The following is a 26,272-nucleotide window of genomic DNA, read 5'->3' on the forward strand; positions in this document are numbered from 1 at the left end:
AATCGATTTTCAACGCCGTTCTCAGACAGAAAAATGAAAAAAGGAAGCAAGGCCGCTAGCGCCGCGCCCTCGTCGACCACGGAGCAGGGGCGGCGCAAGTACGATCCTGAGGAGACCAAGCGGAACATTCTCGACATCGCCACGCAGGAGTTCTCGGCGATGGGACTCGCGGGCGCGCGCGTCGATGCCATCGCGGAGCGCACCAACACCACGAAGCGCATGCTGTATTACTACTTCGGCAGCAAGGAAGGGCTGTACGAAGCGGTATTGGAGCAGGTCTATGGCGATATCCGCGCGCTCGAACAGGAATTGCAGCTCGCGGAAATGGAGCCGGAGGAAGCGCTGCGCGAATTCGTCGGCTTCACGTTCGACTATCACGACAAGCATCGCGATTTCGTGCGGCTCGTGACAATCGAAAACATCCACGGCGCGAAGTACATCGAACAATCGAAGACCTTCAAGGCGCGCAATTCGACGGTCGTGAAGACGATCGAAGATCTCATCGCGCGTGGCGTCGCTGCCGGCAAGTTTCGCGAAGACGTCGATCCGATCGACCTGCATCTGATGATCAGCTCGTTCTGCTTTCATCGCGTGGCGAACCGTCATACCTGGGGCGCGGCGTTCGGGCGCGATCCGTCGGGCGCGCGCTCGCGTGCGCGTCATCGCGAGATGATCGTCGATGCGGTGCTGCGGTTCATGCGGCGCGACGGCTGATTTCCCCGCGCGCAAAGCAAAACGGCGACGCTCTCGCGAGGTCGCCGTTTTTTCATTGCTGCCGATGCATCAGCGTTCCAGCAGGCTCTGGAAGTGCGCGAACATGCGCTCGGCATCCGGCTCCAGCCCGGTGAAGATGCGCAACGCATCGACCGCCTGACACACCGCCATCCCGCCGCCGCTCACCGTGCGGCAGCCGAGCGCCTTCGCCACTTTCAGCAGCTCGGTTTCGAGCGGGAAGTACACGATTTCCGCGACCCACAGTTCCTTGTGCAGATACTCGGCCGGCAACGGCAGGCCGGGCAGTTTCGCCATGCCGGTCGGCGTCGCGTGGATGAGGCCGCTCGCGCCGGCGAGCGTGTCGCGCAAGTCGCCGCCGCTTTTCACGACGCGATCCGGAAAGCGCGCCGCGAGCTCGGCGGCGAGCGAAGCCGCGCGGGCGTCGTCGGAATCGAAGAGCGTGAGTTCGCGCGCGCCCATCGTGAGCGCCGCGTGCGCGACGGCCGCGCCCGCGCCGCCCGCGCCCAGTTGCACGACGCGTTCGAGCGGCGCGTCCGGCAGACCGCGCTGAAACGCGCGCGCGAAGCCCGACCAGTCCGTGTTGTAGCCGATGCGCTTGCCGTCCTTCAGCACGACGGTGTTGACCGCGCCGAGCGCGCGCGCGTCGGGATCGAGGTCATCGAGCAACGGGATCACGCTTTGCTTGCACGGATACGTGATGTTCAGGCCGTCGTAACCCATGCGCTCGGCGGCATCGAGCAGATCGGGCAGGGCGGACGGCTCCAGTTCCAGCGCTTGCAGGTCGATGCGCCGGTAGACGTAATTGAGTCCGAGGTTGCTGCCTTCCTTTTCGTGCATGGCGGGGGTGAGCGAGCCGCCGATGCCCGATCCGATCAGGCCGATGAGATACGAAGTCTTGTTGGTCATGCGAGCGCTCCGGCATGGATGAGCACTGCATGCTGCAGTGCGAGATGAATACGTCGCAGTGTGAACGCCCGCGCGAGGCTTGTCGGTTCGTGTTTCCACTGATTTGTACGGTCTAGTTAGTTTGTTATTATCTCGCAGAATGACATGGATTGCGCGCGTTCGCCATGCGGACGTCCTACACTGGAAGGCACCGCTCGATCCATCCCGCATTCACTGAATTGCAACGAGGAGGCAGCGATGCTGCGTTCGATCCGCACTTCCATCGCGACGGTTTCCATCAGCGGCACGCTTCCCGAGAAGCTGCACGCTATCAAGGCCGCCGGGTTTGACGGCGTCGAGATCTTCGAGAACGACCTGCTGTATTTCGACGGCACGCCCGCCGACGTGCGCCGCATGTGCGCGGATCTCGGCCTCGAGATCTATCTGTTTCAGCCGTTCCGCGATTTCGACGGCGTGAGCGCCGAGCGTCTCGCGCGCAACGTCGAGCGCGCGAAGCGCAAGTTCGAGCTGATGCACGAGCTCGGCACAGACCGCATTCTCGTCTGCAGCAACGTGTCGCCGGATACGATTCGCGACGACGCGCTCATCGTCGACCAGCTCGGCGTGCTCGCCAAAATCGCGGAAGAAGCGGGGGTGATCGTCGCGTACGAAGCGCTCGCGTGGGGCCGCTACGTCAACTCGTACAAGCACGCGTGGAAACTCGTCGATGCCGTGAATCATCCGAGTCTCGGCCTCGCGCTCGATACGTTCCACACGCTGTCGATCCGCGATTCCGTCGACGAGATCGCGTCGATTCCGGGCGAGCGCATCGCGTTCGTGCAAATCGCCGATGCGCCCATTCTCGCGATGGACGTGCTCGAATGGAGCCGTCACTATCGGTGCTTTCCGGGGCAAGGCGCGTTCGATGTCGCACGCTTCACCGCGCGCGTGCTGGAAGCGGGCTACAAGGGGCCGCTGTCGCTCGAAATCTTCAACGACGGCTTTCGCGCCGCGCCGACCGCGATCACGGCGGCGGACGGCTATCGCTCGCTGCGCTTTCTGGAAGAGCAGACGCGCGAGCTGCTGGTTTCCGAAGGCAAGGCCGTGCCGCCGGAGCTGTTCAATCCGCCCGCGCCGCCCGAGCACATCGGCTTTCAGTTCCTCGAATTCGCCGTCGACGATTCGACGCGCGAGCATCTGTCGCAATGGCTCGGACGGCTCGGCTTCAGGCTCGCGGGCAAGCATCGCTCGAAGGATGTCGCGCTGTATCGGCATGGCGCGGGTTCGATCGTGCTGAACGCCGAGGCCGATTCCTTCGCGAGCGCGTTCTTCCAGAAGCACGGCTTGTCGCTGTGCGCGTCGGCGTTTCACGTCGATGACGCGAAGCAGGCGTTCGAGCGCGCCGCCGCGTATGGCTCGCAGCCGTTCTCGGGGCGCGTCGGTCCGAACGAGCGCGTGGTGCCGGGCGTGCAGTCGCCCGACGGCAGCCTCGACTATTTCGTCGACGAAGCGAAAGGCGGCCCGACGTTGTGGGAATCGGATTTCATCCTGACGGACATCGACGGGCCGTACGAAGTCGGGCCGCTGTCGCGCATCGATCACGTGTGCCTGTCGCTTCCCGCCGATGCGCTCGATACCTGGGTGCTTTTCTTTCGCAGCGCGTTCGGTTTCGAGACCGAGCCCGCCGTGCTCGTGCCCGATCCGTACGGGCTCGTGCGCAGCCGCGCGGTGCGAAGCCGCGATGGTTCGGTGCGAATCGCGCTGAATGCGTCGATGGATCGCTATACGGCGGTGTCGGAGTCGCTGTCGACGTATCGGGGCTCGGGTCTGAATCACGTCGCGTTCAGCACGCCCGATATCTTCGACGCGATTCCGCGCCTCGAAGCCGATGGCGTCAAATTCCTGCGAATCCCGCGCAACTACTACGAGGACCTTGTCGCGCGTTTCGGCCTGCCCGACGAGCAGATCGATCAGATGCGCGAGCACAATATCCTCTACGACCGCGACGAGCGCGGTGGCGAGTTCTTCCATGCGTACACGGAGCAGCTCGATCAGCGCTTCTTCCTCGAAGTGATCGAGCGGCGCGGCGGCTACGACGGCTACGGCGCGGCCAACGCGGCGGTGCGGCTCGCCGCGCACGCGCAACAGCGCGCGCGTCAGTCGGCCTGAAGACGCTCAGGCGCTTGCGGTTTTTCCGCTGCCCGCGGCGAGTTCGCGCTCGCGCCTGAGTTCTTCTTCGCGGGCGCGGACGGCGGCCTCGAACGCGTCGATGTGCAGAAACAGCCGATGCACGGTCTGGATCTGCGTATGAGAGAGATGTGACCGACGCGTGATCGATGCGAGCCGCTCGCGCCAGTACGAAGGCGGCAGCAGCGGGCCGCCGAGATCGCACGACAATGAACGACGCAGCACCAGTTCGAGGTGCGTCAGGTCTTGGTCTGCCAGCAACGCCGAAAACGCGCCCTGCGGCTTTGTATCGGGAAATGGGTCCATTACTCCGATGGCGGCGCGATCAGGCGGAACTTGATAGGTGCAAACCCTGGTTTTCGCCGATTTTTCGGATACGCGGCGAACGAAAGCGTTTGCTATACTCTGCGCTCGCTTCGCCGACGCTGTCGGCCCTGCGCGGTCCGCTCCCCGTAGTTCAATGGATAGAACGAGTGCCTCCTAAGCGCTAGATGCAGGTTCGATTCCTGCCGGGGGGACCACGATTCCCGCACGCCGTTTTTCCCCCCTTCTTTTTCTTCGCCGTATCCGGTCCGCATTGGACCGCGCGCGCTTTCCCGTCGATAATGCGTCCACTCCGGTCACGCCATCACGGCTCGCGCGCTCATGACGGAAATTCAATCCGCGGTGCTCGTCTTCGTTCTCCTTCTGGCCAGCACGGGCATCGGCGCGATCGTGCGGCCGCTTCTGCCCGAGGAACACAAGGCGCAGGAGACGGTGCAACTGGTCCAGTTGCTCGTCGGCATGCTGGTCACGTTCGCGGCGCTCGTGCTCGGCCTTCTGACCGCATCGGCGAAAACGGTTTTCGACACGACCAACAACGACATGCGCAGCTACGCGTCCTCGATCATCGAACTCGATCGCACGATGCGCGACTACGGCGCCGAACTCGGTCACGCGCGGCAACTCCTGCGCAAATACACGGCGGCGGCGGTGGCGAGCACGTGGCCGAGCGAGCCGCGGCCGCCCGGCGAATATCCGGCGGTCGAGGCACCGAACAAGAACGACAGTCTCGCGAGCAGCACGCTCGGCGCCATGCTGAGCGAGGCGCAGCGCGAAGTGCGCTTGCTGGTTCCGCGCGATGACTATCATCGCCAGCTCGCGGTCGAAGCCGCCGCGCGCTTCGAGCAGCTGATCGCGCTGCGCTGGAAGCTGATCGAGGAGGCGCACGGATCGATTTCGTATCCGTTCGACCGGATTCTCGTCGGCTGGCTGCTCATCATCTTTCTGTGCTTCGGGCTGATCGCGCCGCGCAACGCGCTCTCGCTCGTGACGATCATGCTCGGCGCGCTGTCGATCGCGTCGGCGGTGCTCGTGATCCTCGATCTCGATACGCCGTTCACCGGGCCGATCATGGTCGGCAGCCAGCCGATGCGCGACGCGCTCTCCTACGAATCCCGCTGATGCTCTACGACGATCCGCGCCTCGTCGCGCTCTACGACGTCCTCAATCCGTTCGCCGCCGACACGGCGTTTTATCTCGCGCTGGCGCAATCGGCGCGGCACGTCGTCGATCTGGGTTGCGGCACGGGGTTGCTGGCTTGCGAGCTGGCCAAGCGCGGCCATCGCGTGACGGGCATCGATCCGTCGCCGCAGATGCTGCACGTCGCGCGCTCGCGTCCCGACGGCGACGAGGTGACGTGGATCGAAGGCGACGCGAGCGCGCTGCCGTTCGTCGGCGCGGCCGATCTGCTCGTGATGACGGGCCACGTCGCGCAAGTCTTTCTCGACGATGACGCGTTTCTCGCGACGCTCAAAGCCGCGCGCCGGGCGATCCGGCCGGGCGGCGCGATCGCGTTCGAGAGCCGCCATCCGGCGGCGCGCGCGTGGGACAACTGGACGCGCGAGCGTTCGTCGAGATGCGTGAGCGCGCCCGATGGACGCGCGGTGGAAGTGTGGCAGGAGCGGCACGCCGAGCCCGATCCGCTTTCGACGGGACGCGTCGCGTTCACGACGCATTACCGCTTCATGCCGACGCCCGATGCGCCGGAGGAAACGCTGAGCGCCGTGAGCGAGCTGCGCTTTCGCACGCGTGACGAACTTGCGCGCTTGCTGACCGATGCGGGTTTCGCAAAAATCGACTGGTTCGGAGACTGGAACCGCGCGCCGGTTGATGAAGTGAGCCGCGAGTTGATCGCGGTGGCGCGCTGACTGGATCAAGTTCAATCCCCTGACTTAACGCGTTGGCATTCTGTCCAGGGGATCAATGTTCTTCGCATTGTTTGAACCTCGGCGCGCGCGGTGTCATGCGCGAACCCTATGCCTTTCGCCGGGATCGATAAGTTGACGCGCCGAAAACCTCGAACGTTTGCAATCTAATTCGCGATATTATCCTGATAATAGGCTTTATACAAATAGCAGTTGCGCATCTAAACCTGTACATCGGAAAACAATTTATCACAGAATAAACGCCGAAATTTCCTAAATCATCGTTGTATTCAGCGCATCATGATCGACCTGTGAGCATCGGCGATTACACTTATAGTGTTCAGGCCTTAGCGGAAGATGCGAAGGTTAATTCCGAAGGTCGGCTGAAGGGCAAGCGTCCGTTGATTTTCGGCAATTATCGCGCATGGCTCGGATCGTCAATTTGAGACCCAGTTAGACATCCGGCTGGTTCGGGCCTTAAGGCGCATAAAAGCAAATGGTTCGCACTTTATGAATTCAACCCGTCCCATCTCGGCATCGGATTTCTCGATGTCGCGAAACCTCTACAAGTCAGCGGTCAAGGAATCGTCATGATCGGGATTGTGATGCGTACGAAGGACCGGCCAGTCCTTCTGCGTAGAGCGCTGAAAAGCGTCATGCGGCAATCGTGGAAAAAATGGCACGTCGTCATTGCTAATACCGGTGATCCGCGAGTCGTTCAACGCGTGTTGGAAAGCTTGGGAGCCACCGACGGTCTAGCTATCGAGATAGTGCATCTGGACAAGGAGCTCAGCGCGGAAGATGCAACGAACGCGGCGCTGGAGCGTCTGAGCGGCGCAGAGCATATCGCATTTCACGACGATGACGATAGCTGGGCCCCGGATTTTCTGGGAATCTGCGTTAGGCAATTAGAAACATTATCGGAAATATATCCGGCAACGGTGGCCGTGATAGCTTTGGGAAAACGCGTCGATGAGGAAATCGACGGTAACGTGGTGCGTGTCAAAAGCACGGAGCTGATGCGGCCGCATATGAGCGCGGGATTTATTTCGCTTAATGCGATGGTGGTCGAAAATCAGTTCAAGAACATTCAGCTACTCGTAAAGAAAAGTGCGGTTGCCAAAATTCGCTTCAATTCGCTATTCGGCGGAATGTCAGACTGGGATTTTCACCTTCGTCTGCTCATGGCAGGAGATATCTATGTTATTCCGCAGGTGCTAGTGTTTTCTCACGTCCGAAGCTCGGTACGCGGCCCCTATGCAAACCGTTCGGCCGCCGCTCGTGCATTTGCCGGGACCGTCGCAGAAGCAACGATTTTGGGAAATGCCTGGCTTAGAGCCGACATTTCATCGGGAACAGTCGGCCTTGGGTTTCTGAACAGCATTCGACCGGTTCTTGAGCACTTGTCGTGGTACGCGACGCAAAGCAGCAACTCGTCCCGAGCGATGCTCGAACGATTACACGGCGACATAGGGGCCTTGGGGGCGGAGCTGTCGAACGTGTCCGGCAGAGTCTCACGTCGTCCAGTGCGAAACGTGTTCAAGCTCGGCTATTTGTGGCTGCGCTCTGGCCGCGCACTTCATTACTTGCTTCAGTTCTTGCGGACGGCGAATTCGGTCGGCTTGCGGCAAGCCGTGGACCGAACAAAAACCTGGTTACTCCTGCAGCGATAGATATGTGGCGCATAAACAAGAATTGCAGTTTTGAGGACGCAAAACGTCTGATCGACGAAGCAGGAATCGTGTCGTTCGACGTGTTCGATACGCTCATTCATCGTCTGGTTGCAAGACCTGCTGACGTTTTCGACTTGGTGGCGGCTCAATTGCGGCACGATGAGTACACTGAATTGGATTACGGGATGGTCGACTCGTTTCCGGCGAATCGACTTCTCGCAGAAATTCAGACGCGCGAGAAGTACTACAGGCTCCGCAACTCCTACGAAGTGACTTACGACGAGATCTATGAAGAGTTGGCATCGCAACTGGGAGCGGATCGCCTGGTTGACCGGTTCAAGGTGGTAGAACTCCAGGTGGAGCGGGCAATCGTCTATTGCAACCCAGTCATGCGGGAGCTAGTGCAATACGCGCAAGCCATTGGCAAGCCCGTGGTGCTTTGCTCCGACATGTATCTCCCGTCGACGGTCATTCTCGAACTCATTCAGGCATGCGGATACGGAAAGATAGAACTGGTGGTGTCCTGCGAGGAGGGAGCCAGCAAGCACGAAGGCTCTCTTTTCGCGATCGCTGCAAAAAGGGCAGGCGGCACGACGCGGGGCATGCTGCACTTCGGTGACAACCTCCACGCGGATGTAGAAATGGCGAAGCGCGCTGGCGTGAAGGGCGTGCATTTCGATTATCTCGCCCGCATCGAGTCCGATTTCTTACGGAATCCGATAGTGTCGTCAGTGGACATGCCGCACACCGCCAGTCTCATCGCCGGCGGGACGCGGGCAGTACTTATGCAGAGAAAGCGCGAGGTGGCGGAGCCATGGTTCGACATCGGCGCACAGGTGTTTGGACCGTTGTTCCTCGGCTACTTCATCTGGATGATGCATCAGTTGAAGCTGGACAACGTTGACAAGGTTCTGTTCTTCGCGCGTGACAGTTACCTGTTCCATAAGCTGTATGAGCAGTACGCGGAGCAAATGGGTGTCAAAATTCCGAGCGAGTACGTTTACATTTCGCGCGCCGCCACGCTCCTGCCGAGCTTCGTCGATTTTCCGCCCGATCGTGTGTGGCATCTTTTCGGTGGAAAAACGGAGAGAACGGTCAAGCAGCATTTCAAACGTCTGGGGCTCGACGTTTCGCGTAATCGTGCCGCGATAAAGGCGGTCGGCTTCGCAAGCGAAGACGAGCGAGTAGTAGGCGGCGACATGCGAATGCACCGGCTGATCAGTATTCTTCTTTCGCAACTCATGGACGTCGCAGCCGAGCAGCGTGCGCTGGTATCTGCGTACTTGTCGAAGACAGTTATCGGATGCAAGAGAATCGCCGTGTCTGACATTGGCTGGGGAGGAAACATGCAAGGGGGCCTCTCACGTATCCTCCAGACGTCTCGAAGCGACTTCCGTACGTTTGGCTATTATTTCGGGACTTTCGAATCGGTGAGAATCAATCAGCTACCGAGTGACGCCTACTTCGGTTTCATGGTTCAGAACAGCGATCCCCGTCACGAAACGGAGCTTTTGCAAGCGGGGGGCGTCGAAATTCTGGAGTTTGCGACGGTAGCACCGCACGGCACGACATTGGGATACCGTCGTGAAGGAGAGGAGATCGTTCCCATACTCGAGGAGAACAACGAAGACATCGCCGTGCAAAAGCTTGCGGCGGAGGTTCAAGCTGGCGCGCTCGAATATGTGCATACGGTCTTGCCGACGATCCTGGCTTTCGGCTACGAGAAATTCATCTCGCCGGCATGGGCGCAGCCGTTCAGCCGACTGGTCGAGCGTCCGAGCAAGAGCGAGGCGGCGTTATTCGGCGCGCTCACGCACTCGGATTCTGCAGGCGACACCAGCGCACGAACGAGCCTCGCCGAACGGCTTGACGTCAAAAATGGCCGGCCGAGCAACGAGGAAATCGCGCTCAGCAGAGCTCGCTCTTTCTGGAAGGCTGGTTTTGATGTATTGAATGCGCTAACTTAAAACAAGTAGCTGGATTGCTGAGAGGAAGAAGCGCCGCAAATGGCTCGCGCACGACGCGAGGACGCATTGCACGCTTCGTTCAAGTCCCATCGAAAATAACGAAGCATCAGACCGGCAAATCGTATGACGCATTTCGTCCTGTTCGTTCCACTCGTCGCTCCGGTGGAAGGAACTGCTCATTACTATTGGGTAATCCTGAAATGGCTTCACGCGTTCAGAGCAAAGCAGTCGACCATTCTTTTACCGCGGTACTACTTGAATATCGAATCCGACCTTTCTCGTTGGGAACTGTCGGACTGGTCAAAGCAGTTTCACGAGTATAACGTGGGGAATTTGGATTCTGAAAGGGTCCGGCTGGTTTGCTATGAAGACGGTTTGACGGACTGGTCACTTGACAAAGCACCGCTTGACCGGTTCATCTCTTACGTGACACGAGACTCTTCGGAATTGCATCGATATTTCGCAGACGCCTTTTCGCGCTTGAAAGCGCTGCATCAAGAAGTTGTCGCGGTCACATGGCTCAATTGTCCGTCAATGCGACGCGCGGCCCAAGAGTCCGGTTGCGCGCTTGTTTTCAATGAGATCGGACCACTGCGAAAACCGTATTACGCACAATGCGCCTACTGGGACACGAGCGGAGTCAACGGAGATACTGAAGTCGGCATCCGGTGGCAGCGCGAGAAAGCCGCATTTCGCGATTGGGTCGGCGATCGAGGTGACGCCGCGATTTCCGAGACTCTCGAATCGGTACTGATCTCGGATGCAGCGCGCGAGATGTATCGTTCTTCGGAAGGCTCGCATACGATCGGCGTCGCGCTGCAGGTGGAAACGGACTCTAACGCGCTCGCCTTCAGCAAAGGATGGAACAATCTCTCGCTGCTCGAATTCGCGTCAAGATCAACCTCCGAACACACTCCGCTTGTCCGATATCATCCGAACGGAAAGGCGCTTTATCCCGGCAAGGTTGACCTGGGAAGCTCGCCATTGAAATTCCTTGGCGCGATTCAGGAATTATGGACCATCAATTCGAGCCTCGGGATCGAGGCGGTACTGTGGCGCAAAAAGGTTCGATTCTTCGGTAGCACCCCTATTCAGACTTTTTTCGACGAGTCCGGCGAGTCGTCACGGTTATTTCGGATATGGTTCTTCCTGAATTATTTGATACCGTATTCGCTGTTGTTTTCGTCTGAATACTACTTATGGCGGTTATCGAACCCTTCAGTTGCGGACATCGCAGAAAAGCACTTCGTTTCGTTTCAGAATCAACGGCGCGGTGAACGGCTCGTGGACAAAAAGCCAGTTCCGGAAACTAGCGGCCGAACGCTGGAGGTTGATGCTCCAAATAAACTCCTTGATGAGCTCTTCAATCTGAGACGTCAGTGCGCTGAGCAAAATACCCGTATCTCACAACTGCAAACGTTCATTCTCGACCGTGATCGCTGGATAAGCGATAGGGACGGCTGGATAAAAGAGCGTGATCAGTGGATCGCGGAGCGAGACGCCAGAATTCGGGTGCTGGAAACCTGCGGCATCGAGCACAACGCAAGTTCGGAAAGACCGGATGGCCGAAGCGCTGCCGAGGAACTCGCGCTGAATGACCGCAACGTTGCGCTTGATCGGCTGTCGGCAGAAGCCGAAGTGTTACGGCTGGAGTTGGCGGAGTCGAAGGAAGCGCGGGAAAATGAAAAGCAAGAACACGAGCGTTTAAGGGAATGAAATGAGCGCCTCCCGCCCTGCGCCGACGCTATAACTACAACAGCGGCGGATTCTCGATTTCGTTTGGGAGGATCATGGGTCTTCCCAAACCGGTTCGGAGAACACCCATGAAGCTCACGCCCGTCGGAATCGACATTGCAAAGAACATTATGCAAGTGCATTACGTTGATGCGAATACAGGTGAGATCGTAAATCGGTCCGTGAAGCGCGCGAAGTTCTTAGAACACTTCGCAAACCGTGCGCCGTGTTTAATCGGAATGGAAGCGTGCGGTGGCGCGCATCATTGGGCCCGGCAACTCACCAAGATGGGACACCAGGTCAAACTGATGCCGGCGGAGTTCGTGAAGGCTTTCAACATCAGGAACAAAAACGACAGTGCGGATGCGCGCGCAATTTGGCTTGCGGTACAGCAGCCGAGCAAACCAGTTGCAGTCAAGACTGAAAGTCAACAGGCGATGCTTGCGCTTCATCGTGCGCGAGAACAACTGGTAGCTTTCCGCACGATGCAGATAAACGGTCTTCGTGGGATGTTGACCGAATACGGCGAAGTGATGAACAAAGGCCGTGCTGCTCTGATTGAAGCTATACCGCAAGTTCTCGCCCGCGTTGCAGCGCGATTGCCAGCAGTTCTGATCGATACCTTACGCGAACAATGGAGCCGGATTGCCGAACTCGATGAGCAAATCGCCCGAATCGAACGACGCATGCGGGACTGGCGGAAGGATGATCCTGCGGTCAAAGCGATATGCGAGATTCCGGGCGTTGGCCTGCTCACAGGAACGGCGGCGGTCGCGATGATGGGTGATGTCAAGGCATTTAAGTCCGGCCGCGAGTTTGCTGCTTGGATCGGGCTTGTCCCGAAACAAACGGGTTCAGGCGGGAGGGTGCAACTTCACGGTATCAGTAAACGCGGAAACGGATATCTCCGAATGCTGCTCGTGCATGGTGCACGTAGTGTACTGAACAACGCAAAAGACCCCGGTCTTTGGGTCGAACAACTGAAAAAGCGGCGGCCAACGAATGTCGTTGTCGTTGCACTGGCAAACAAGTTGGCCAGAACTATCTGGGCGGTTCTCGCACACGGCCATCCGTATGAGAAGGGATATGTGAGCGAGAAGCCGATCGTGAAGGTCGTATAGCGCAGGAACGAAGAAGGAATGGTTTAGAACAAAGGTTGCGCGGGCAGCGTATGTGATGACATGACAGGTCGGACCGGGATTCGCTAAACCTGAAAATTCCATGGAGCTTCGAGCTCGATGTGGGAGTGAGGTGCGAGTCAGCGGATTTCATAGGGGGCCGCAGCAGGTTGAATCGCTGCCACAAGCCCGGATATAGAGCAGCAACCCATCCTGTCACGGAGTGAGCATATCGATGCTTGTGCAAAGGGAGGCGCTCATATAGAGGAATTTGCAAACATCAACGCGCAGAAAGCAACGGAAGTCGCGTTGCGCGAGCAAGCAGAAAGCGATGCGGTGATGTTGAGTAGCAGGCTGGCGGCGCTAGAATTGCGCCATGACCGACTGCTTCATGCCGCGCGCACCGTAGCGTCATATCTGCAAAGTAGATTGGTCACAACCAGATGGCGCACCCGCCACCTTGTCGCGATGCTAAAACTTTGCGATTGACAGGGCCTGCGCCGCGCCGCCAATTAGGCGCGGCGCCAGCATCAAAACTCGACGACGACGAAATCGGCCTTGCCCACGTCGCACAGCGGGCAGCGCCAGTCGGCGGGGATGTCGTCGAAACGGGTTCCGGCAGCGATGCCATCGTCCGGCAGACCTTCTTCCTCGTTGTAGATCCAGCCGCAAATCAGGCAGACCCAGCTTTTGAATTCGATGACTTCGCTCACGACAGACTCTTGATTCGAAAGAAATAAACGGACCGCGTGCGTTCGAAGACGATGCGCGGCGCAGCGAGCCGGCATCTTACCGTAATCGGCGCGATCGTTCCCCGATCGCCGTAGGCAGGATGGTCCCGATTCCGGCGTGCCGAAAGCCCGGTGTATGCTTTTCGAGGCTCCGGCGCCGACTCGCGCCATCGACCGGTTTCACAACGTGGAGAAAACGATGAAGAAAAAGCTCTTGGGCGCGATGCTGACGGGCGCGGTCCTGCTCACCCAGTACGCCGGCGCGGCGCATGCGCAGGCGCGCGTCTATTTCGTCGAACCGAAGGATGGCGCGACCGTCACGAGCCCCGTGCACGTCAGATTCGGCGTCGACGGCATGTCGGTCGCTCCGGCGGGCACGATGACCGATGGAACCGGCCATCACCACCTGCTGATCGATAGCAAGCCGCTGCCCAAAGGCACCGTGATCCCGGCGAACGACACGTCGCTGCACTTCGGCAAGGGCCAGACCGAAGCCGACGTGAAGCTGCCGCCCGGCGATCACACGCTGACAATGCAGTTCGGCGACGGCGCGCACCGCTCGTACGGCCCCGAAATGAGCCAGACGATCAAGGTGCACGTGCAGTAAGTTGTTTCGGCACGACGCGAGGAAAGGCGGCCACGGAGCGCATCCGGGCGGCCTTTCGCGCTTGCTGGCGCCGCGCGCCTCGTCCGTTCGGCCAATGGCGGATGCAGCGTGCGTGATCGCGCGCCGCGCCCGGTACAATGGCCGCTTCCATCGGTTGCTCGGGTGTTCGGCGCCGATTCTTCGCCATTCATCCGGTTTTCCCATGTCGCTTTATTCCATCTCGGACGCGCAGCTCGCGTTCGGCCACGTCGCATTGCTCGACCACGCCGACTTCTCGCTCGAAGCGGGCGAGCGTGTCGGGCTGATCGGCCGCAACGGCGCGGGCAAGTCGTCGCTTCTCAAGATCGTCGCGGGGCTCGCCGCGCCCGACGACGGGCTCGTCACGCGTCAGAGCGAGCTCACGACCGTCTACGTGCCGCAGGAGCCCGAGTTCGATCTCGACGCATCCGTGTTCGATGTCGTCGCGTCCGGCCTCACCGAAGCGCGCGCGTTGCTCGACGAGTACGACGCCGTCGCGCACGCGCTCGCCGATACGCCCGAAGGCGCGAAGCACGACGAGCTGCTCGCGCGCATGAACGCGCTGCAGTCGGCGCTCGATACCCGCGACGCGTGGAACTGGCGCACGCGCGTCGCGACGACACTCGCGCAGATCGGTCTCGATGGCGATGCCCGCGCAGGCGATCTGTCCGGCGGCATGAAAAAGCGCGTGGCGCTGGCGCGCGCGCTCGTCGTTCAGCCCGACGTGCTGCTGCTCGACGAGCCGACCAACCACCTCGACTTCGACGGCATCCACTGGCTGGAGGATCTGCTCGTCACGTTGCGCACGGGCCTGCTCTTCATCACGCACGATCGCGCGTTTCTGGATCGCGTGGCGACGCGCATCGTCGAACTGGATCGCGGTCGGTTGCTGTCGTATCCCGGCAATTTCAGCGCGTATCAGACGAGGAAGGCGCAACAGCTCGAAGTCGAGCAGATCGAACAGGCGAAGTTCGACAAGCTGCTCGCGCAGGAAGAAGTGTGGATCCGCAAAGGCGTCGAGGCGCGGCGCACGCGCAGCGTCGGACGCATCGCGCGGCTCGTCGAAATGCGCAAGGAACGCGCCGAGCGCCGCAACGTGCAGGGCAATGTCAGGCTCGATGTCGGGCAGGGCGAGAAGTCCGGCAAGATCGTCGCCGAACTGACCGATGTGACCAAGCGCTACGGCGAACGCACGATCGTCGACCGGTTCACGGCAACTGTCATGCGCGGCGACAAGATCGGTCTCGTCGGCCCGAACGGCGCGGGCAAGACCACGCTGCTCAAGCTCATCCTCGGCGAACTGCAGCCCGACGAAGGCCGCGTGCGGACCGGCACCAACATTCAGGTCGCGTATTTCGATCAGATGCGCGCGCAACTCGATCTCGACAAATCGCTTGCCGACACCATCAGTCCCGGCAGCGAATGGGTCGAAGTGAACGGCGTGAAGAAGCATGTCATGAGCTATCTCGGCGACTTCCTGTTCGCGCCCGAACGCGCGCGCTCGCCGGTGCAGTCGCTGTCCGGCGGCGAGCGCAATCGCCTGCTGCTCGCGCGCCTTTTCGCGCGGCCGGCGAACGTGCTGGTGCTCGACGAGCCGACCAACGATCTCGACATCCCGACGCTCGAACTGCTCGAAGAACTGCTGGCGGATTACGACGGCACCGTGTTGCTCGTGAGCCACGACCGCGCGTTCCTCGACAACGTCGTGACGTCGGTGTTCGCCGCGGAAGGCGGCGGCAAGTGGCGCGAATATGTCGGCGGTTTCTCCGACTGGCAGGTTCAGCGCGAACGTTCGGAGCGCATTGCTGAAGAAGCGGCGCGTCAGACCGCGAAGGACACGCCGAAAGACGATGCGCCGAAAGACAGCGCCGCCGGCCGCAATGCGCAGCGCACGGTGAAGCTGTCGTTCAAGGAACAGCGCGAACTCGAAGCGCTGCCGGGGCGCATCGCCGAACTCGAAGACGAGCAGAAGGTTATCGGCGCGCAACTCGAAGACGGCTCGATCTTCGCGAAGGACGCGAAGGAAGGCGCGCGTCTTTCCGAGCGACACGCGGCGATCGAAGAGGAGTTGCTCGTCGCCCTCGAGCGCTGGGAAGAGCTCGAAGCGAAGCGCAAATAGCGGCTCGCGCCCGCTGTGCGTGTGCTGAACGCATGTACGCGAACGAAGCGCGTTTTATCGCGCCGAGGTGGGCGCGGCGGGCGAAAACCGCTATTCTCCTAGCGCGGCTCGGATCGGCGGGCGTTTTTTTGCCTCGCTTTCAACGCATCCGGCCAGGCACAACATCAAGCATTTGCCGGCAGATCGGGCGTCATGTCGTGACATTCCGTCAGGCGTTCGAGAGCCGGATCAACGTTCAACTATGTCCACGAAAAAATCCAGCGCAATGGCGACAGGCACTGAACGAGGCAAGCGCCAGGTCATGAACGCCAAGGCAGCCGGCTACAGCGAAGCATCGATCAAGGTGCTCAAGGGCCTGGAGCCGGTCAAGCAGCGGCCCGGCATGTACACGCGGACCGAGAATCCGCTGCACATCATTCAGGAGGTGATCGACAACGCCTCCGACGAAGCGCTCGGCGGCTTCGGCAAGCAAATCACCGTCACCGTGCATCAGGACAACTCCGTGACCGTCGAGGACGACGGCCGCGGCATTCCTTTCGGGCTGCATCCGGAAGAAGGCGTGCCGGTCGTCGAGATCGTCTATACGCGGCTGCATGCGGGCGGCAAGTTCGATAAGGCCGCGGGCGGCGCCTATACGTTCTCGGGCGGTCTGCACGGCGTCGGCGTCTCGGTGACGAACGCGCTCGCAACCCGTCTCGAAGTCACCGTCTGGCGCGACAACAAGGTCGCGCAGCTTGCGTTTTCCAATGGCGACGTCATCGAAGAGCTGACGACGCGCCCGGCCGAACGCGGCGCGAAGAAGAGCGGCACGCGCGTGCGTGCATGGCCGAATCCGAAGTATTTCGACTCGCCGAATCTGCCGCTCGGCGAATTGCAGCGCCTCCTGCGTTCGAAAGCCGTGCTGTTGCCGGGTGTCGAAGTGGTGCTCGTCATCGAGAAAACGGGCGAGCGTCAGACGTGGAAATACGAAGACGGTCTACGCGGTTATCTGCTCGAAGGCATGGGCGGCAGCGAACTGCTGATTCCGTTGTTCGAAGGCGAACGCTACGCGGAAAGCTCGAAGAACACCGAGGAAACGTTCGCGGAAGGCGAGGGCGCGTCGTGGGTCGTCGCGTGGACCGAGGAAGGCCCGCTGCTGCGCGAATCGTATGTCAACCTCATTCCGACGCCCGCGGGCGGCACGCATGAATCCGGTTTGCGCGACGGTCTCTTTCAGGCGGTGAAGAACTTCGTCGAGATTCACAATCTCCAGCCGAAGGGCGTCAAGCTGCTCGCGGAAGACGTGTTCGCGCGCGTGTCGTTCGTGCTGTCGGCGAAGGTGCTCGATCCGCAGTTCCAGGGGCAGATCAAGGAACGCCTCAATAGCCGCGATGCCGTGAAGCTCGTGTCGTCGTTCTCGCGGCCGGCGCTGGAGTTGTGGCTGAATCAGCACGTCGAATACGGCAAGAAGCTCGCGGAGCTCGTGATTCGCCAGGCGCAGGCGCGCACGCGCGCGGGCCAGAAGATCGAGAAGAAGAAGAGTTCGGGCGTCGCCGTGTTGCCGGGCAAGCTCACCGATTGCGAATCGACGGATATCTCCCGCAACGAACTCTTTCTCGTCGAGGGCGATTCGGCGGGCGGCTCCGCGAAAATGGGCCGCGACAAGGAGTTCCAGGCGATTCTCCCGTTGCGCGGCAAGGTGCTAAATACGTGGGAAACGGAACGCGACCGGCTCTTCGCGAACAACGAAGTGCATGACATCGCGGTGGCGATCGGCGTCGATCCGCACGGTCCCGACGATCAGATCGATCTGTCGAATCTGCGCTACGGCAAGATCTGCATTCTCTCCGATGCGGACGTCGACGGCGCGCACATTCAGGTTCTGCTGCTCACGCTCTTCTTCAAGCATTTCCCGCAACTGATCGAGCGCGGCCATGTGTGCGTCGCGCGTCCGCCGTTGTTCCGAGTCGATGCGCCCGCGCGCGGCAAGAAGCCCGCGCAGAAGCTCTACGCGCTCGACGAAGGCGAACTCGAAGCGATCCTCGACAAGCTGCGCAAGGACGGCGTGCGCGAAACGGCGTGGACCATCAGCCGCTTCAAGGGCCTCGGCGAAATGAGCGCCGAACAGCTCTGGGACACGACGATGAACCCGGACACGCGCCGTCTTCTGCCGGTCGCGCTCGGCGATCTCGGCTTCGATCTCACCGTTTCGCGCATGACGATGCTGATGGGCAAGGGCGAAGCGGCCTCGCGCCGAAGCTGGCTCGAAGAAAAGGGCAACGAAGTCGAAGCGGACATCTGACGCGAACGCATTAACACGGACATTCGATGGGAATCACAGACGATCTCTTCGCCGAACAGACTGCACCGGACGGCGAACAACTGACGCTCGGCGATTACGCCGAACGTGCTTATCTCGACTACGCGGTGAGCGTGGTGAAGGGCCGCGCGCTGCCCGACGTGTGCGATGGACAGAAGCCCGTGCAGCGCCGCATTCTCTACGCGATGAGCGAGATGGGCCTCGCGGCCAACGCCAAGCCGGTGAAGTCGGCGCGCGTGGTCGGCGACGTGCTGGGTAAATATCACCCGCACGGCGATCAATCGGCGTACGACGCGCTCGTGCGTCTCGCGCAGGACTTTTCGATGCGCTATCCGCTCATCGACGGCCAGGGCAATTTCGGCTCGCGCGACGGCGACGGCGCAGCGGCCATGCGATACACCGAAGCGCGTCTGACGCCGATCGCGCGTTTGCTGCTCGATGAAATCGATCAGGGCACGGTCGATTTCATGCCGAACTACGACGGCTCGTTCGAAGAGCCGAAGCTATTGCCCGCGCGCTTGCCGTTCCTGTTGCTGAACGGCGCATCGGGCATCGCGGTCGGGCTGGCGACGGAAATTCCGTCGCACAATCTGCGCGAAGTCGCGCAAGCCGCTGTCGCGATGATCCGCGATCCGAAGATCGGCCACGCGGGCTTGATGGAGAAACTGCCCGGACCGGATTTCCCCGGCGGCGGGCAAATCATTTCATCGCCGACGGAAATCTCGACGGCCTACGAAACCGGACGCGGCAGCCTGAAGGTGCGTGCGCGCTGGAAGATCGAGGATCTCGCGCGCGGCCAGTGGCAGGTCGTCATCACGGAATTGCCGCCGGGCGTGTCGAGCCAGAAAGTGCTCGAGGAAATCGAGGAACTCACGAATCCGAAGATCAAGCTCGGCAAGAAGACGCTCACGCCCGAGCAGGTGCAGACCAAGCAGTCGATGCTCGCGCTGCTCGACGCCGTGCGCGACGAGTCGGGCAAGGACGCGCCCGTGCGGCTCGTGTTCGAGCCGAAGTCGAGCCGTATCGATCAGACCGAGTTCGTCAACACGCTGCTCGCGTACACGAGCCTCGAATCGAACGCGTCGATCAACCTCGTGATGATCGGCTCGGATGGCCGGCCGCGTCAGAAGGGCATCGTCGAGATCCTGCACGAGTGGATCGGCTTTCGCTTCGTCACGGTGACGCGGCGCACGCAGCATCGTTTGGGCAAGGTCAACGACCGCATCCATATTCTCGAAGGACGAATGATCGTCTTCCTGAATATCGATGAAGTCATCCGCATCATCCGCGAATCGGAGGAACCGAAGCAGGCGCTGATCGCGCGCTTCAATCTCTCCGACCGGCAGGCCGAAGACATTCTCGAAATCCGCCTGCGTCAGTTGGCGCGGCTGGAGGCGATCAAGATCGAACAAGAGTTGTCCGACTTGCGCGACGAAAAGACGAAGCTCGAAGAACTGCTCAACAGCGACGCCGCGATGAAGCGCGTGCTGATCAAGGAAATCGAAGCGGACGCGAAGCAGTACGGCGACGATCGCCGCACGCTGATTCAGCAGGAGAAGCGCGCGACGTTCGAGGCGCGTGTCGTCGACGAACCGGTGACGGTGGTCGTGTCGCAGAAGGGCTGGGTGCGCGCGCTGAAGGGCCACGGGCTCGATCCGGCGGGCTTCACGTTCAAGCAGGGCGACGGGCTGTACGCCGCGTTCCAGGCGCGCACGCCGGATTCGCTCGTCGCGTGGGGCAGCAAGGGTCGCGTGTATTCGGTGCCGGTTTCGGCGTTGCCGGGCGGACGCGGCGATGGCGTGCCGGTGACGTCGCTGATCGAGCTCGAATCGGGCACGCATCTGCTGCATTACTTCGCGGCGAATGCTGAACAACAACTGCTGCTGGCATCGAGCAACGGCTTCGGCTTCATCGCGAAGCTCGGCGACATGGTGAGCCGCCAGAAGGCCGGCAAGGCGTTCATGACGATCGATGAAGGCGCGGCACCGCTCGCGCCGATGCCCGTCATTCCGGGCGCGATCTATGTCGCGTGCTTGTCGAGCGCGGGCAAACTGCTCGTCTTCGGCATGGACGAGATGAAGACGTTGTCGGGCGGGGGGCGCGGCGTCATTCTGATGGGCCTCGATCCGAAGGAAACGCTGCGCCAGGCGCTCGCCATCGATGCGCGCGGCGTGATGATGATCGGCACCGGGCGCGGCGGGAAGGCGAGGGACGAGAAGCTCAGCGGATCGCAGTTGCAACTGCATCTCGGCAAGCGATCGAGAAAGGGAAGGGCGCCGGATTCGTCGTTGAAGGTGACGGAGCTGCGGCCGGTGTTCGAGGGGTGATGTTTCAGTGGGGCGCCGCGCGCGCTCCATGACGGCATGAAGCCCGCTCAGTGCGGGCTTTTTATCGTCTGTCGTTCGCGAGATTCAGACATTAATCATTTCAACGCTTCTTGGCATCAGTCAGCCCAAGCTCTCGCAGCTGATGCGTGGCCAGTTTCGCGGGCTCGGCGAGGCGAAGATGCTCGAACTGCTCGCGCGCCTTGGTCGCAATGTGCAGATCGTCGTCGGTCCACCGCGGCGCTCGGCGAAGCCGGGGCGGGAAAGCTGCCCGGCGGCCGATATCCGTCACTAAGGCAAGCCTCGGACTGGCATGGGGCATCGGCAAAACATATCCCATTCGCGCGATCCTTAGGGTCACGAATAATCCGGTTCTTTCGCGTGCCACGCTGTCATCGTCGAACAAAATCGGCCGGGCGGGGAACTCCACACTCCGCGCGTATTCCTATGCCTTGTGCCTGCACGTACTCAACAACTCAAATCAGCCCCGGAATTCACAATGAACAAAGCCATCGAAGCGGCGCTCTTTCTGCATTTGCTCGGCGTCGCCGTTTGGATAGGCGGAATGATCTTCGCGCATTTCTGCCTGCGTCCCGCGCTCGGAGATCTCACGCCGCAACTGCGTCTTCCGCTTTGGGAGTCGGTATTCGCGCGCTTCTTCAACTGGGTGGGCGCCTCGGTGATCGTCATCCTGCTCACCGGCGGTTTCCTGCTCATGCAATTCGGCGGCGGTCATGCGGCGTGGCCGCTGCACGCGATGGCCGGTCTCGGCATCGTGATGATGCTGATCTTCGGTCACATCCGCTTCGCCGTTTTTCCGCGCATCCGCCGCGCGGTGCAGGCGCAGAACTGGCCCGATGGCGCGAGGGCGGTCGGCACCGTGAGAAGGCTCGTCGTGATCAATCTCGTGCTGGGCGTCGTGACGATCGGCACGGCGGTTCTTTCGCGCGGCTTCTGATTCGACCCGTCGCTTAAACGCCGCGCTCGTCGCTGAGCGCGGTGCTCGATTCGTGGCCGGCGTCCTTGCGCGATCGCGGGGCGTGTCCGCGCGGCCATCCGCATACGCCGAAACGGTCGAGCAGCGCCTGCACGCCATCCGCCGGCACCGGGCGAGAGAACAGGAAGCCTTGCGCTTCCACCGGCCCGAGCGCGGCGAGCCACGCAATCTGCTCCTCGCGCTCCGTGCCTTCGACAATCACCGTCAACCCGAGCGAGCGCGCCAGATTGACGATCGCCGACACCATCACGCAGACGCTGCGATCTTCCGGAATCGCCTGGATGAACGAGCGATCCACCTTCAGCGTATCGACCGAAAAGCGGTTCAGATACGACAGCGACGAATATCCCGTGCCGAAGTCGTCGAGCGCGATACGCACGCCCAGCCGCTTCAGCGCGACGATCTTCTCCTGCACGAGCTCCGGATACTCGACCATCACGGTCTCGGTGATTTCGAGCTCCAGCTTGTCGGGCGGAATGCCGCTCGCCTCGATCGCGCGCGCGACCGTCTCCAGCAAATCGCCGCGCCAGAACTGCACGGCCGAAATGTTCACGGCGAGCGACAGTCCCGTATACCCGTCGCGCTGCCATTGCGCGAGCTCCATGCACGCGGTGTGAATCACGAAATCGCCGACCGCGACGATCAGTCCTGTCGATTCCGCCACCGGAATGAACTCGTTCGCCGGAATGAGCCCGTGCTGCGGATGATTCCAGCGCACGAGCGCCTCGAAACCGGTGATGCAGCGGCGCGTCAGATCGATCTTCGGCTGATAGACGAGGAAAAGCTGCTGCTCCGTCAACGCGACGCGCAGTTGCTGCTCCCACTTCATCAAATGGTCCGCGCGATGCGACAACTGCGGCGAATAGAACTGATAGCAGTTCCGGCCCGCGTCCTTCGCGCTGTACATCGCGAGATCGGCCTTCTTCAGCAGATCGATTTCGCTCTCGTTCGACACGGAAAAGAGCGCGATGCCGATGCTCGCATGCAGCACGAACGCGCTGCCGCGCACGTCGAAGGGCGTGGCGAACATCGTCGAGATGTCGTCGGCGAGCGTGACGGCGCGTTGCTCGACGTCGTCGCCCTTCACGACGACCACGAACTCGTCGCCGCCGATGCGCGACAGCGTGCCGCTTTGCCCGACCGTTTCGGCGAGCCGCGACGCGGTCATCTGCAGGACGATGTCGCCGGCGTTGTGGCCGAGCGTGTCGTTGACGGTCTTGAAGTTGTCGAGATCGATGAAGAGCAGCGCCAGGCGCCCGATGTTTTCCGGCTGCGCCACGTCGAGCCTGAGCGCGCGCAGCGTCGAATACCGGTTGCGCAGGCCGGTGAGCAGGTCGTATTCGACGAGATGCGTCATCTCGCGCTCGCGCCCGAGCAGCTTGCCGATGAGGCCCGTGGCGACCGCGAAGAAGCCGAGCATCGCGAGCGAAATGAAGCTCGCCATCAGCAGATAGACATTGCGCGTGTGGTTGTAGTCGACCATCTCCTCGCGCTCGGACAGGCCGACGAGCACGCCGAGCGGATAGCCGTCGATATGCCGGTACGACACGATGCGCTTCACGTGATCGATCGGATCGACGTAGATGCCCGACGCGTGATCGGTCGTCGGATACACGCCGGTCGCGCTGAACGCGGCGTGCGAGCGATCGGCCGGGCCGCTGCGCGCGCTGCCTTTCGCCGGGGCGCTCGCGGCGGCATTCGCGGCGGCGCTCTCGGCCAGGCTGCCGCCCGTGCTGCGCGCGAGCACGGAGCCGTTGTCCGACACGACCGCGATCACGCCTTCGTGCCCGATCGACGCGACGTTGTAGAAGTCGTTCGTGAAATACGCCGGGTCTTCCGACACGACCACGACGCCCGCGAACGAGCCGTCCGGATGATTGAGCCGCCGCGTGATCTGCAGCGTCCAGAGCCCGGATACCCGCCCGCGCACCGGGCGGCTGATGTAGAGCAGATCGTCGTTCGAATGCGCGTGGACCTTGAAGTGTTCGCGGTCGGAGAGATCGATCGGTTTCGGATGCGGATCGGATGTATTGGCGATCAGCGTCCCGTATTCGTCGATCAGCGAAACCTGCACGAGCGTGTCGCTTTGCACGACGCCTTTTTCGACGGTGGCGATCAGATCGAAGTTGTCGGGCGACTTCTCGTACTCGTATTTGACGAAGCGCGTGATCTGGTCGACCTGGTGAATCGCCTTGATGGTGTGCTGTTCGAGCGCCGACGAAAGAATGGCGGCGGACGACATCGACTCATGCGTGGTCGCTTCGCGCTCGACCGACAGCCGGGCGAAGATCACCGCCCACAGCAGCACGAGCACGAAGGTGCCGAGCACGGGAATCGCGAGAAGCGCGCGCCGACGCCGCGCCGACGGCGCGCCGAGGACGGTGTCGGAAAAGGCGTGGGAGCGCGTGCGCTTCATGGGGTGTCCGTCGGCGCTCTGTCGCGTGGCGCCTTGCGTGCTGCGGACTGCGCGAGGTGGATGAAGCGATGCATGTTCTGAGGCGTTCGACCGAAACGAGTGAATATACCGCGCGCGGCGCACAGCGGATGATCGGCGGATATTTTCTCCGAGACCCGATCCACATCTCGATCCACCTCAGGTCCGCGCGCGACGGCCGTTCGGCGAGCCGTTTGCCGCTGCAGCGCCCGAAGCCCGGCATGAGCGAGACGGCGAGCATCCGGTGTCGTCGAGTGCATACGTTTGCGCTGCGGCGCGAGCGGCTCACCCTCACGACGCCTGTCGCCCGCCGATGTGAACCGCCATTGCGTTCCGATCCCCGATTGTTCAGATATTAACGAAGCCGCCGGGATTAAGAAAGGGGCCGCGCTTGGGGGTATACGCGCGGCGTCGGGCAGCGCGTAGGTCATTGTTTCAGATGCGGAATGTGCCGTCGATCACAGTTACCGAGGCGCCGCCGATCCAGATCGGTGCGCCGTCCGCCCCATCGTCAAATTCGATGCTGACGCGGCCATCGCGGCCGAGCGCCGTGCCTTGTCTCACCGTGAAGCGCTGGCCGGGCCGCTGGTCCCGCGCGCGCAGCAGCGTCGCGAGCGCCGCGTTCGCGCTGCCCGTCACCGGATCTTCGATGTTCTCCGCGCCGAGCAGAATCACGCGCAATTCGAACGTCGCGGGTCCGCCGGCTTCGTGCGGCCCATACATGGCGATGCCGTGTGTGCCGACCTCGGCGACGAGCGCCGCGAGCGATTCGCGCGCCGCGCCTTGCAGCGACGTCGCGAAACACTGCGCCGCGTCCTTCACGCGCACGACGAGCCACGGCACGCCGTTGTCCAAGGCGGCGGGCGGCGAACTGAAATCGATTACGGCGGGTGCGAGTGCGGCGGCGAGGCGCTCGCACTGCGCATCTGAAAGCGGCGCGATGGTGGCGGGCGGCGCGACGAACGCCCACTCGCCGCCATCGGCATCGCCATTGGCATCGCCGCGTTGCGCGAGCTCCACGAGTCCGACGCCGCATTCCTGCACGAGCCGGCCGGGCGTCTTCGGCGTGTAACCGGCATCGATGAGCGCGTGAGCGCTGCCGAGCGTCGGATGTCCGGCGAACGGCAGTTCGACTGCCGTCGTGAAGATGCGTACGCGGTAGTCGGCGCGCGGATCGGTCGGCGGCAGGAGAAACGCCGTCTCCGACAAATTCGTCCAGCGGGCGATTTCCTGCATGCGCTCGGCCGTGAGGCCTTCCGCGTCGAAGATCACCGCGAGCGGATTGCCCTTGAATGGAACGGCTGTGAAGACATCGACCTGCTTGAACTGGACGGTGCGTGAGGACATGGTTTTGGAATGAGTTCGATGGAAGGGCCATTCTGCCCCCAATACACTCCGGCGCGGTCTGTGAAAGGCCGCGGTCCGCGCTTCACGTTGCGGTCTGGCGCCGGGCGCGAGCGACCAATGCGGCGGCAAGCCGCTTCGTCGGCGTTTCACCTTCGACGGTCGACAATGCGAAGTACGCGATCTCGCTGGCGATCGACTATCACCGATCTGAAGGGCGTCTCCGCCGCGGCATACGATTCGCTGACCTTCCGCGTCGCCGTGGTGCGCCCGATGGGGCTGGACCTCGAGTTCCAGAGCTTCGGCCGTCCGGCAAAGTAAGACTCACATGAAGTGACGTGACGCACGCCCCGTTCTCGCGGTCCGGAGACGGGGCGTTGTCATTGGAGCAGGCGTTTGGTTCGCCTCCATGCAGAAGCGAAAGCGCGCCTTACGCGACTTCCGCGATCAGCTCGATCTCGACGCACGCGCCGAGCGGAATCTGCGCGACGCCGAACGCCGAGCGCGCGTGCTTGCCGGCATCGCCGAAGATTTCCGCGATCAGCTCGGACGCGCCGTTCGTGACGATGTGCTGCTCGGTGAAATCGAAGGTCGAGTTGACGAGGCTCATCACCTTGACGATGCGCTTGACCTTGTTCAGATCGCCGACGTGCGCGTGCAGCGTCGCGATCAGGTCGATGGCGACGCTGCGCGCCGCCGCCTTGCCTTCTTCCGTCGTGATGTTGTCGCCGAGCTTGCCGACGTGGACCTTGCCGTCCTTCTTCGCGATGTGTCCGGAGAGATACACCGTGTTGCCGCTCTGCGCGCTCATCACGTAAGCGGCGGCGGGCGCGCCCGCGACGGGCAGGTCGATGCCGAGTTCCTTCAGCTTGTCGTACACGTTCGATGCCATCGGTTGCTCCTCTAAACGTTGA

General features: G+C 61.6%; 20 protein-coding genes and 1 tRNA gene. 15 read left to right on the forward strand and 6 right to left on the reverse strand.

All coding sequences use genetic code 11. The features are described 5' to 3' along the window. Nucleotides 1-33 precede the first annotated feature (33 nt). Nucleotides 34-714, forward strand: a complete 681-nt coding sequence (locus LDZ23_RS03890; protein WP_008350756.1) for a TetR/AcrR family transcriptional regulator — start codon at nucleotides 34-36, stop codon at nucleotides 712-714. 69 nt (nucleotides 715-783) lie between these two features. Here the strand turns inward: LDZ23_RS03890 and LDZ23_RS03895 are convergent, their stop codons facing one another. Continuing rightward, nucleotides 784-1,641 (reverse strand): shikimate dehydrogenase, encoded by an 858-nt coding sequence (locus tag LDZ23_RS03895; protein WP_034471290.1) that lies wholly within the window; start codon nucleotides 1,639-1,641, stop codon nucleotides 784-786. A gap of 249 nt (nucleotides 1,642-1,890) precedes the next feature. Between LDZ23_RS03895 and LDZ23_RS03900 the strand changes: the two genes are divergently transcribed. Further along, nucleotides 1,891-3,789, forward strand: coding sequence for a bifunctional sugar phosphate isomerase/epimerase/4-hydroxyphenylpyruvate dioxygenase family protein (locus tag LDZ23_RS03900; RefSeq protein ID WP_244808104.1), 1,899 nt, complete (start codon nucleotides 1,891-1,893; stop codon nucleotides 3,787-3,789). 6 nt (nucleotides 3,790-3,795) lie between these two features. Here the strand turns inward: LDZ23_RS03900 and LDZ23_RS03905 are convergent, their stop codons facing one another. Beyond that, entirely contained in the window at nucleotides 3,796-4,113 is a 318-nt protein-coding gene (locus LDZ23_RS03905) for a hypothetical protein (protein WP_244807827.1), read from the reverse strand. Nucleotides 4,114-4,253: 140 nt separating this feature from the next. Between LDZ23_RS03905 and LDZ23_RS03910 the strand changes: the two genes are divergently transcribed. The 7 genes from LDZ23_RS03910 to LDZ23_RS03940 all read left to right on the forward strand — a co-directional run bounded on the left by LDZ23_RS03910 (nucleotide 4,254) and on the right by LDZ23_RS03940 (nucleotide 12,488). Further along, nucleotides 4,254-4,328, forward strand: a tRNA-Arg gene (locus LDZ23_RS03910). A 124-nt stretch (nucleotides 4,329-4,452) separates the two neighbouring features. Continuing rightward, complete coding sequence (locus LDZ23_RS03915) at nucleotides 4,453-5,250, forward strand: bestrophin-like domain (protein WP_008350748.1); 798 nt, start codon at nucleotides 4,453-4,455, stop codon at nucleotides 5,248-5,250. After that, the gene (locus LDZ23_RS03920) at nucleotides 5,250-5,996 is read left to right on the forward strand and encodes a class I SAM-dependent methyltransferase (protein ID WP_244807828.1); all 747 of its coding nucleotides are present in this window, start codon (nucleotides 5,250-5,252) and stop codon (nucleotides 5,994-5,996) included. The genes LDZ23_RS03915 and LDZ23_RS03920 overlap by 1 nt, the downstream gene beginning before the upstream one ends. Before the next feature lie 587 nt (nucleotides 5,997-6,583). Beyond that, entirely contained in the window at nucleotides 6,584-7,666 is a 1,083-nt protein-coding gene (locus LDZ23_RS03925; protein WP_244807829.1) for a glycosyltransferase family 2 protein, read from the forward strand. A 2-nt stretch (nucleotides 7,667-7,668) separates the two neighbouring features. After that, on the forward strand, nucleotides 7,669-9,633 hold the full coding sequence (locus LDZ23_RS03930) for an HAD family hydrolase (protein WP_008350742.1): 1,965 nt from the start codon (nucleotides 7,669-7,671) through the stop codon (nucleotides 9,631-9,633). A gap of 123 nt (nucleotides 9,634-9,756) precedes the next feature. Next, nucleotides 9,757-11,349 carry a GT99 family glycosyltransferase N-terminal domain-containing protein gene (locus LDZ23_RS03935; RefSeq protein WP_244807830.1) on the forward strand — a complete coding sequence of 531 codons (1,593 nt, stop codon included), beginning with the start codon at nucleotides 9,757-9,759 and terminating at the stop codon, nucleotides 11,347-11,349. A 107-nt stretch (nucleotides 11,350-11,456) separates the two neighbouring features. Further along, nucleotides 11,457-12,488: an IS110 family RNA-guided transposase gene (locus LDZ23_RS03940; RefSeq protein WP_244807831.1), complete on the forward strand. Its 1,032-nt coding sequence runs from the start codon at nucleotides 11,457-11,459 to the stop codon at nucleotides 12,486-12,488. Between the two features lie 527 nt (nucleotides 12,489-13,015). Here the strand turns inward: LDZ23_RS03940 and LDZ23_RS03945 are convergent. After that, nucleotides 13,016-13,198, reverse strand: coding sequence for a rubredoxin (locus LDZ23_RS03945; RefSeq protein ID WP_008350739.1), 183 nt, complete (start codon nucleotides 13,196-13,198; stop codon nucleotides 13,016-13,018). 217 nt (nucleotides 13,199-13,415) lie between these two features. Here LDZ23_RS03945 and LDZ23_RS03950 point away from each other — a divergent pair, with 217 nt between their 5' ends. From LDZ23_RS03950 to LDZ23_RS03975, 6 genes are all read left to right on the forward strand, one after another. After that, entirely contained in the window at nucleotides 13,416-13,823 is a 408-nt protein-coding gene (locus tag LDZ23_RS03950) for a DUF4399 domain-containing protein (protein ID WP_033536673.1), read from the forward strand. Between the two features lie 202 nt (nucleotides 13,824-14,025). Further along, nucleotides 14,026-15,960 carry an ATP-binding cassette domain-containing protein gene (locus LDZ23_RS03955; RefSeq protein ID WP_244807832.1) on the forward strand — a complete coding sequence of 645 codons (1,935 nt, stop codon included), beginning with the start codon at nucleotides 14,026-14,028 and terminating at the stop codon, nucleotides 15,958-15,960. A 301-nt stretch (nucleotides 15,961-16,261) separates the two neighbouring features. Then, nucleotides 16,262-18,241, forward strand: a complete 1,980-nt coding sequence (locus tag LDZ23_RS03960; protein ID WP_008350734.1) for a DNA topoisomerase IV subunit B — start codon at nucleotides 16,262-16,264, stop codon at nucleotides 18,239-18,241. 26 nt (nucleotides 18,242-18,267) lie between these two features. After that, a complete protein-coding gene (gene parC, locus LDZ23_RS03965; RefSeq protein ID WP_034471282.1) occupies nucleotides 18,268-20,586 on the forward strand; it encodes a DNA topoisomerase IV subunit A in 2,319 nt (772 codons plus the stop codon). A 115-nt stretch (nucleotides 20,587-20,701) separates the two neighbouring features. Next, nucleotides 20,702-20,878 carry an XRE family transcriptional regulator gene (locus LDZ23_RS34825; protein WP_235366286.1) on the forward strand — a complete coding sequence of 59 codons (177 nt, stop codon included), beginning with the start codon at nucleotides 20,702-20,704 and terminating at the stop codon, nucleotides 20,876-20,878. A 204-nt stretch (nucleotides 20,879-21,082) separates the two neighbouring features. Next, entirely contained in the window at nucleotides 21,083-21,541 is a 459-nt protein-coding gene (locus LDZ23_RS03975) for a CopD family protein (protein ID WP_008350729.1), read from the forward strand. Nucleotides 21,542-21,554: 13 nt separating this feature from the next. On the opposite strand, the gene LDZ23_RS03980 is transcribed toward LDZ23_RS03975, so the two are convergent. The 3 genes from LDZ23_RS03980 to LDZ23_RS03990 all read right to left on the reverse strand — a co-directional run bounded on the left by LDZ23_RS03980 (nucleotide 21,555) and on the right by LDZ23_RS03990 (nucleotide 26,250). Continuing rightward, entirely contained in the window at nucleotides 21,555-23,996 is a 2,442-nt protein-coding gene (locus LDZ23_RS03980; RefSeq protein WP_034471280.1) for a bifunctional diguanylate cyclase/phosphodiesterase, read from the reverse strand. A 453-nt stretch (nucleotides 23,997-24,449) separates the two neighbouring features. After that, entirely contained in the window at nucleotides 24,450-25,361 is a 912-nt protein-coding gene (locus LDZ23_RS03985) for a PhzF family protein (RefSeq protein WP_244807833.1), read from the reverse strand. 427 nt (nucleotides 25,362-25,788) lie between these two features. Beyond that, complete coding sequence (locus LDZ23_RS03990) at nucleotides 25,789-26,250, reverse strand: RidA family protein (protein WP_008350722.1); 462 nt, start codon at nucleotides 26,248-26,250, stop codon at nucleotides 25,789-25,791. Nucleotides 26,251-26,272: the final 22 nt, after the last annotated feature.

The sequence above is a fragment of the Caballeronia zhejiangensis genome, from assembly GCF_022879815.1.
In the GTDB taxonomy this organism is placed as follows: Bacteria; Pseudomonadota; Gammaproteobacteria; order Burkholderiales; family Burkholderiaceae; genus Caballeronia; species Caballeronia zhejiangensis.